The organism is Prevotella illustrans (genome assembly GCF_017426725.1).
GTDB lineage: Bacteria > Bacteroidota > Bacteroidia > Bacteroidales > Bacteroidaceae > Prevotella > Prevotella illustrans.
In genome coordinates, this window is sequence record NZ_JAERMS010000024.1 from 36,546 (window position 1) to 42,622 (window position 6,077).

Annotated in this window: 5 protein-coding genes; 3 read left to right on the forward strand and 2 right to left on the reverse strand. The window is 42.3% G+C overall.

Translation table 11 applies throughout. The features are described 5' to 3' along the window. The first annotated feature begins 1 nt into the window (after position 1). From porD to JHU38_RS08150, 3 genes are read left to right on the forward strand one after another with little or no spacing between them, the layout of a single operon-like run. Positions 2–928, forward strand: a complete 927-nt coding sequence (porD, locus tag JHU38_RS08140) for a type IX secretion system protein PorD (RefSeq protein ID WP_107582705.1) — start codon at positions 2–4, stop codon at positions 926–928. Next, positions 928–2,589, forward strand: coding sequence for a DNA repair protein RecN (recN, locus tag JHU38_RS08145; RefSeq protein WP_107582707.1), 1,662 nt, complete (start codon positions 928–930; stop codon positions 2,587–2,589). Before porD ends, recN begins: the two co-directional genes overlap by 1 nt. Before the next feature lie 16 nt (positions 2,590–2,605). Continuing rightward, positions 2,606–4,264, forward strand: a complete 1,659-nt coding sequence (locus tag JHU38_RS08150) for a tetratricopeptide repeat protein (protein ID WP_107582709.1) — start codon at positions 2,606–2,608, stop codon at positions 4,262–4,264. 81 nt (positions 4,265–4,345) lie between these two features. On the opposite strand, the gene spt is transcribed toward JHU38_RS08150, so the two are convergent. Beyond that, entirely contained in the window at positions 4,346–5,533 is a 1,188-nt protein-coding gene (gene spt / locus JHU38_RS08155; RefSeq protein WP_107582711.1) for a serine palmitoyltransferase, read from the reverse strand. A gap of 340 nt (positions 5,534–5,873) precedes the next feature. After that, positions 5,874–6,077, reverse strand: a 204-nt coding sequence (locus JHU38_RS08160; RefSeq protein WP_207859344.1) for a hypothetical protein, incomplete at its 5' end; no start/stop codon positions are given.

The following is a 6,077-nucleotide window of genomic DNA, read 5'->3' on the forward strand; positions in this document are numbered from 1 at the left end:
CATGATCGGACTCAAAACGCTGTTCAAACAATGCGTGTTCACTGTCTGCCTGGCGCTGATAGCCGGCCGGCCATGCAGCGCCCAGGAATTGCAGGCCAAAGTTGTCATCAACCATGCGCAGGTGCAAGGTACTGACGCAAGCGTCTTTGAGCAGCTGCAGAGCCAGATTACACAGTTTCTGAACGAACATAAATGGACCGCACTCCACTTTGAGAATCATGAACGCATTCCATGCAACTTCAATATCACGGTGACAAGCTACGAAAAAGAGAGCAATCTCTTCAGCTGCAAAGCCATCATTCAGGCTAACAGGCCGGTCTACAACTCGTCGTATACAACAACGATCTACAGTAATACAGACAATGACTTTAACTTCGAATATTCACCGTTCGATCAGTTAAACTTCAATCAGCAGAATATTGACAACCAGTTGACAGCCCTGTTGGCCTACTACGCTTACCTGATAATCGGAATCAACTTGGATTCTTTCAGCCAGATGGGAGGAGACGACTGCTTGTCTTTGTGCATGGACATTGCCAACAATGCCCAAGGCCTTAACTTTTCGGGATGGAAAAGTTTCTCCGACCAACGCAACCGGTTTGCTATTATCAACGGGTATCTGGACGAAGGTATGCGCCCATTACGTCAGTTACAATATGACTATTATCGCACAGGGCTTGACATCATGGTCGAAAACGCGTCCAGAGGCAGAGCCAATATTTCTACAGCATTGGAAAACGACTTGAAAAAGTGTCATGAAGCCCGGCCACTCAGTCTTTGGCCCCAGATCTGGACAGATTTTAAAAGAGACGAACTGGCCAATATCTATCAAGGACACGGCTCGGCCAAAGAGAAAGAGACTGTTCATGATATTCTACTAAATATCAATGCAAGTCAGAACAACGCTTGGGAAAAAATCATTCAATAATGCTTAAACAATTATACATCAAGAACTTCACGCTCATAGATGAACTCAATATTCAGTTTCATCAAGGATTCTCGGTCATAACGGGCGAGACGGGCGCAGGAAAGAGTATTATTTTAGGAGCAATCGCGCTTCTACTGGGACAGCGGGCTGATTCAAAATCGATTAAGCAAGGATGTCATAAATGTGTCGTAGAAGCTCACTTCGATTTATCAAGATACGATATGCGGGAGTTTTTCTTGCAGAACGATATAGACTACGATGATACAGACTGCATTATCCGACGCGAAATTAATAGCAATGGAAAAAGCAGAGGGTTTATCAATGACCAGCCGGCAGCAATCGGATTGATGCGAGAACTGGGCGAACATCTTATAGATATTCACAGCCAACATCAAAATCTTTTACTCAACAAAGAAGATTTTCAACTCAATATTGTAGATATTCTGGCTAAAGATGATGATATCCGACAAGCGTATCGGCAATCTTATGAGGCATATAAGGCTGCCGTTGCTCAGCTGGAGGCGTTGAAGGAAGAGATACAAAAGAATCTGCAAAACGAGGATTTCTTAAGGTTTCAGACTAAAGAATTGGAAGAAGCCAACTTGGTAGCAGGCGAACAGGAAGAGCTGGAAACACTGACGCAAATGCTAAACCACGCCGAAGAGATAAAGTCTTCACTTTATAACACAAGCAATATTCTTATACAAGATGATGGTGGGTTAGTAAACTCTTTAAAAGAGGCTTGCGCCAATCTTCATAATATAGAAGAAGTATTTCCGGAAATCAAAGAACAGTCGCAACGATTGGAGGCATGCTTTATTGAGTTGAAGGATATTTCGCACGATGTAGATAGGCAAGTAGATAAGATAGACTTTGATCCAAAACAACTGGATGACGCTAATCTAAGGTTGGATACAATCTATACGCTGGAAAAGAAATACCATGCCGCGACAACGGAAGAGCTAATTGAGATATTGGCAGAGCTTAAAAAGCGAATTGAATTGTTTGACCACAGCGACGAAAACCTGAAACGACAACAAGAAATCGTAGAAAAGCTGGAAGCGACTTGTAGACAACAGGCGGCCAAACTTTCGCGGCAGCGATCCGTTGCGGCCAAAAAGATTGAAACAGAGTTGTTGAAAAGGCTTGTGCCGCTGGGCATTGCTAAAGCCAGATTCAGTATTCTATTGCAAGAAAAACCGCTTAGCCATGATGGGCAAGACAAGATTTCATTCCTCTTCAGCGCTAATTCCACGACCGATATGCAGCCCATCAGTCAGGTGGCTTCGGGAGGAGAAATTGCCCGAGTAATGCTTTCGCTGAAAGCAATGATTAGCGGTGCCGTAAAACTTCCGACAATTATATTTGACGAAATCGACACGGGCGTGAGTGGTCGAGCCGCGGAAATGATGGGACAGATTATGTACGAAATGGGATTGTCGAACCGACAGGTCATCAGCATTACCCATCTACCGCAAATCGCGGCCCGAGGAACGACGCATTATAAGGTTTCGAAAGAAGAGACTGACATGGGAACGATTAGCAATATGAAAATTCTTACGACGGAAGAGCGTGTTGCCGAAATCGCGCAAATGCTAAGTGGCAGTAATATTACGGAAGCGGCCATTAGTAACGCAAAAGATTTATTAAATATCAAATAAGAAAACTATTAAAAGAATGAAGATACAACATTTTATCGTTGGGCTCATGCTCACTTGCAGCCTGACAGCGATGGCCCAGCCGTCACCTATCGTTAAAGCGTCAAAATCGGTTTTCACCCTCACGACATTTGCAAAAGATGGATCTATTTTGGCTTCGTCACATGGCGTTTTTATTGGTAATAATGGTGAAGCCATAGCACTATGGACACCCTTTAAGGGCGCAGCCAAGGCTGTTGTCATTGACGCCAATGGTAATGAGATGAATGTTGAAACGATTGACGGGGCTAATGAAATTTACGATATTTGCAAGTTTAGAGTGAATAGAAAGACTACCGGCGCGACACTCGCTGCCAATCAGGCCAATAAGGGAGACAAAGTGTGGCTGGCAGCGTATTCCGTGAAAAAGACAAATGCCAAACAAATACCGGTAAACAATACAGAAAAATTTAATAACACCTATAATTATTATATCTTTTCTTCACAAGAAGATGATATCAATATAGGATGTCCTATTCTTAATTCAAAAGGCGAGATACTGGGACTTCTGCAAAAATCAATTAAAGGAAATGAAATACATGCAACAGACGCAAGGTTTGCCTACGACCAAAAAGTAACCGGCATGTCGGTAAATGACCCCGTGTTAAAGTCAACAGGGATTCGTACTACCCTACCCAACACACACGATGACGCGCTGCTCACCATAATGATGTCGCAATCTACGCGTGATTCAATAACGCACGCGCAATATATCGCTGATTTCATCAACAAATTTCCAAAATCAATTGAAGGCTATACGGCACAAGCAGAAGAGTATCTAAGCGCCAACCAATTTAATCAGGCTGATGAAATAATGAAACGTGCCATCAATCAAATCGACAAAAAGGATGAAGCATATTCGGACTACGCGAAGATTATCTATCGAAAAGAAATCTTCAAGTCTGACCGGCCATTTGCAAATTGGTCATTGGATCTCGCATTAGAACAGTCGCAAAAGGCCTATACCTTCAATCCTAAGTCGATCTATAAACACCAGCAGGCACAAATTATCTATGCCAAGGGTGATTACCAACAAGCCTACCGGATGTTTATGGAACTGACAAAGAGCGATATTAGAAATGGTGAAGTATTCTATGAAGCCGCACAATGCAAAGTCCAATTGAAAGCTCCCAAAGAAGAATACATGGCACTTCTTGATAGCGCGATAGCCGCTTGTCCACAACCTTTGACGGCTGTGGCAGCTCCTTATGTTCTTGCGCGTGGTGTAGCTTTTGATAATAACGGCAACTTACGCAAAGCTCTGGCAGACTACAATCAATATGACTCACTGATGGTGGGAAGGATTTTGGAACCTTCATTCTACTATACAAGATTTAAATGTGAAAGTAAACTACACCAATATCAACAAGCTCTTGCAGATATAGCCAGGGCTATTATTACCAATCCGCATGAGGCTACCTATTACGCTGAAATGGCCAGTTTGCAATTACGTGTGAAAATGTACGAACAGGCTGTAGAAACATGTGCACGTTGCCTCATGATTGAACCGGAATATCCAGACGCATGGCTTATCATGGGTATAGCACAAAAGCAGTTGGGCAAGAACGAAGAAGCTACTAAATCATTACAAAAAGCCCAAGAACTTGGAGATAAACGGGCAGAGCAATACTTAAAGTAAAAGCAAAGATTTATAATTATAAAAAGCGAGATGTTAACAACCGCAACATCTCGCTTATATTTTCTTCGAAAAGAGTTACTATTACTTAATAATCCCTTCTTTAACAAATACTTCCTTGAGAGCTTGAACGCCACGCTCTACCTGTTCTTGCGTGTGACTGGCCATCAAAGCAAAACGAACCAAAGTATCTTGAGGCGCACATGCGGGTGGAATTACAGGGTTGATAAACACACCGGCTTCGAATGCAAGTTTGGTAACTTCAAAGGTCTTATTGATATCACGGACATACAAAGGAATTATTGGGCTCTCAGTATCACCGATTTCAAAGCCTTCTTCTCTGAAACGCCGCAAAGCATAATGTGTAATATCCCATAAGTGCTCCAAGCGCTCAGGCTCATTCTGAATAATATGCAATGCCTCTAAAGCCGCTGCTGTTGCCGCGGGGGTATCACTTGCAGAGAATATATATGTACGACAAGTATGGCGCAAATAATTTATTGTGTCTTTATCCGCAGCAATAAATCCACCGATCGAAGCTAAGCTCTTTGAGAAAGTTCCCATGATCAAATCAACTTCATCTGTCAATCCGAAATGATCACAAACACCACGACCTTGCTTGCCAAATACACCAAGACCATGAGCTTCGTCTACCATAAGGGAACAATTATATTTATGCTTCAATTCGACAATCTCCGGTAGTTTTGCCAAATCTCCTTCCATCGAGAACACACCATCGACAACAATCAATTTAACTGCTTCTTGTGGAAGTTTCTGCAGAACTCGCTCCAAATCCTCCATGTCATTGTGCTTGTAATGAAGTTGTGTGGCAAAGCTTAATCTGCGACCATCCACAATACTCGCATGATCACGATCATCACAGATAATGTAATCGCCACGTCCCACTACAGCAGGAATGACACCGGCATTAACAGAAAAGCCTGTTGAAAAGCACAAAGCCTCATCCTTATGTTCAAATTCTGCAAGTTCTTTTTCTAACTGAACGTGCAAATCCAATGTCCCATTGAGGAATCTGCTACCTGCACAGCCGGAGCCATACTTATCCAAAGCCTTATGGGCGGCAGCAATAACTCTTTCATCTCCTGTAAGTCCGGTATAAGCATTAGAGCCAAACATCAAAACCTTATGTCCTTCCATTGTGACTTCAGGCCCTTGCTTACTGGTAATCGCACGAAAATACGGATACACTCCCGCTTCCATGAATTTCTGTGGCTCACGATAGGCAGCGTATCTTTCTTGTAATTGTCCCATTTTAATAAAGGTGTAGAAAAACTACGTTAATTTTTTATAGGCTGCAAAGATACGAAAAATATGCGACTTCCAATTATTTTTTCTTGGAAAAGTGTTTTATAGAGAAAATTAAGGGTCAGTAGAAAATTAGTGGGGACAGGTTTTACAAGGATCAATGATATCTACTATGCCTTGAATTATCTTTACATATACCCTCAAAAAAGTAGCGTTATTTTGAAAAAGAAAAGACTTGGACGAAAATAAGCGATTGTAGAGCGAGTTTATAAAGCGCTGGCTATCAGCACATTGCGCTTTTTAAGGTGTTTTCTCTTCGCTTTTTTTACCCTTAATCGCTATGCTTTTAGGCCGCAATCGCGGCCCTTTCATCGGCTAAAAGATATGCTTTAGCGGCGTAATCGCTGTGCTTTGAGCCGATGAAAGTATAGCTTTTGTGAAAAAAGGGTGTCGAAATCGGCAAATCAAAGAAGTTTTTCGCCATGCCGGTAGCTGGATGAAGCGTTGCGGAAGTGTTAAAATCAGGTAGTTTTTTCTGACAAAAATCACG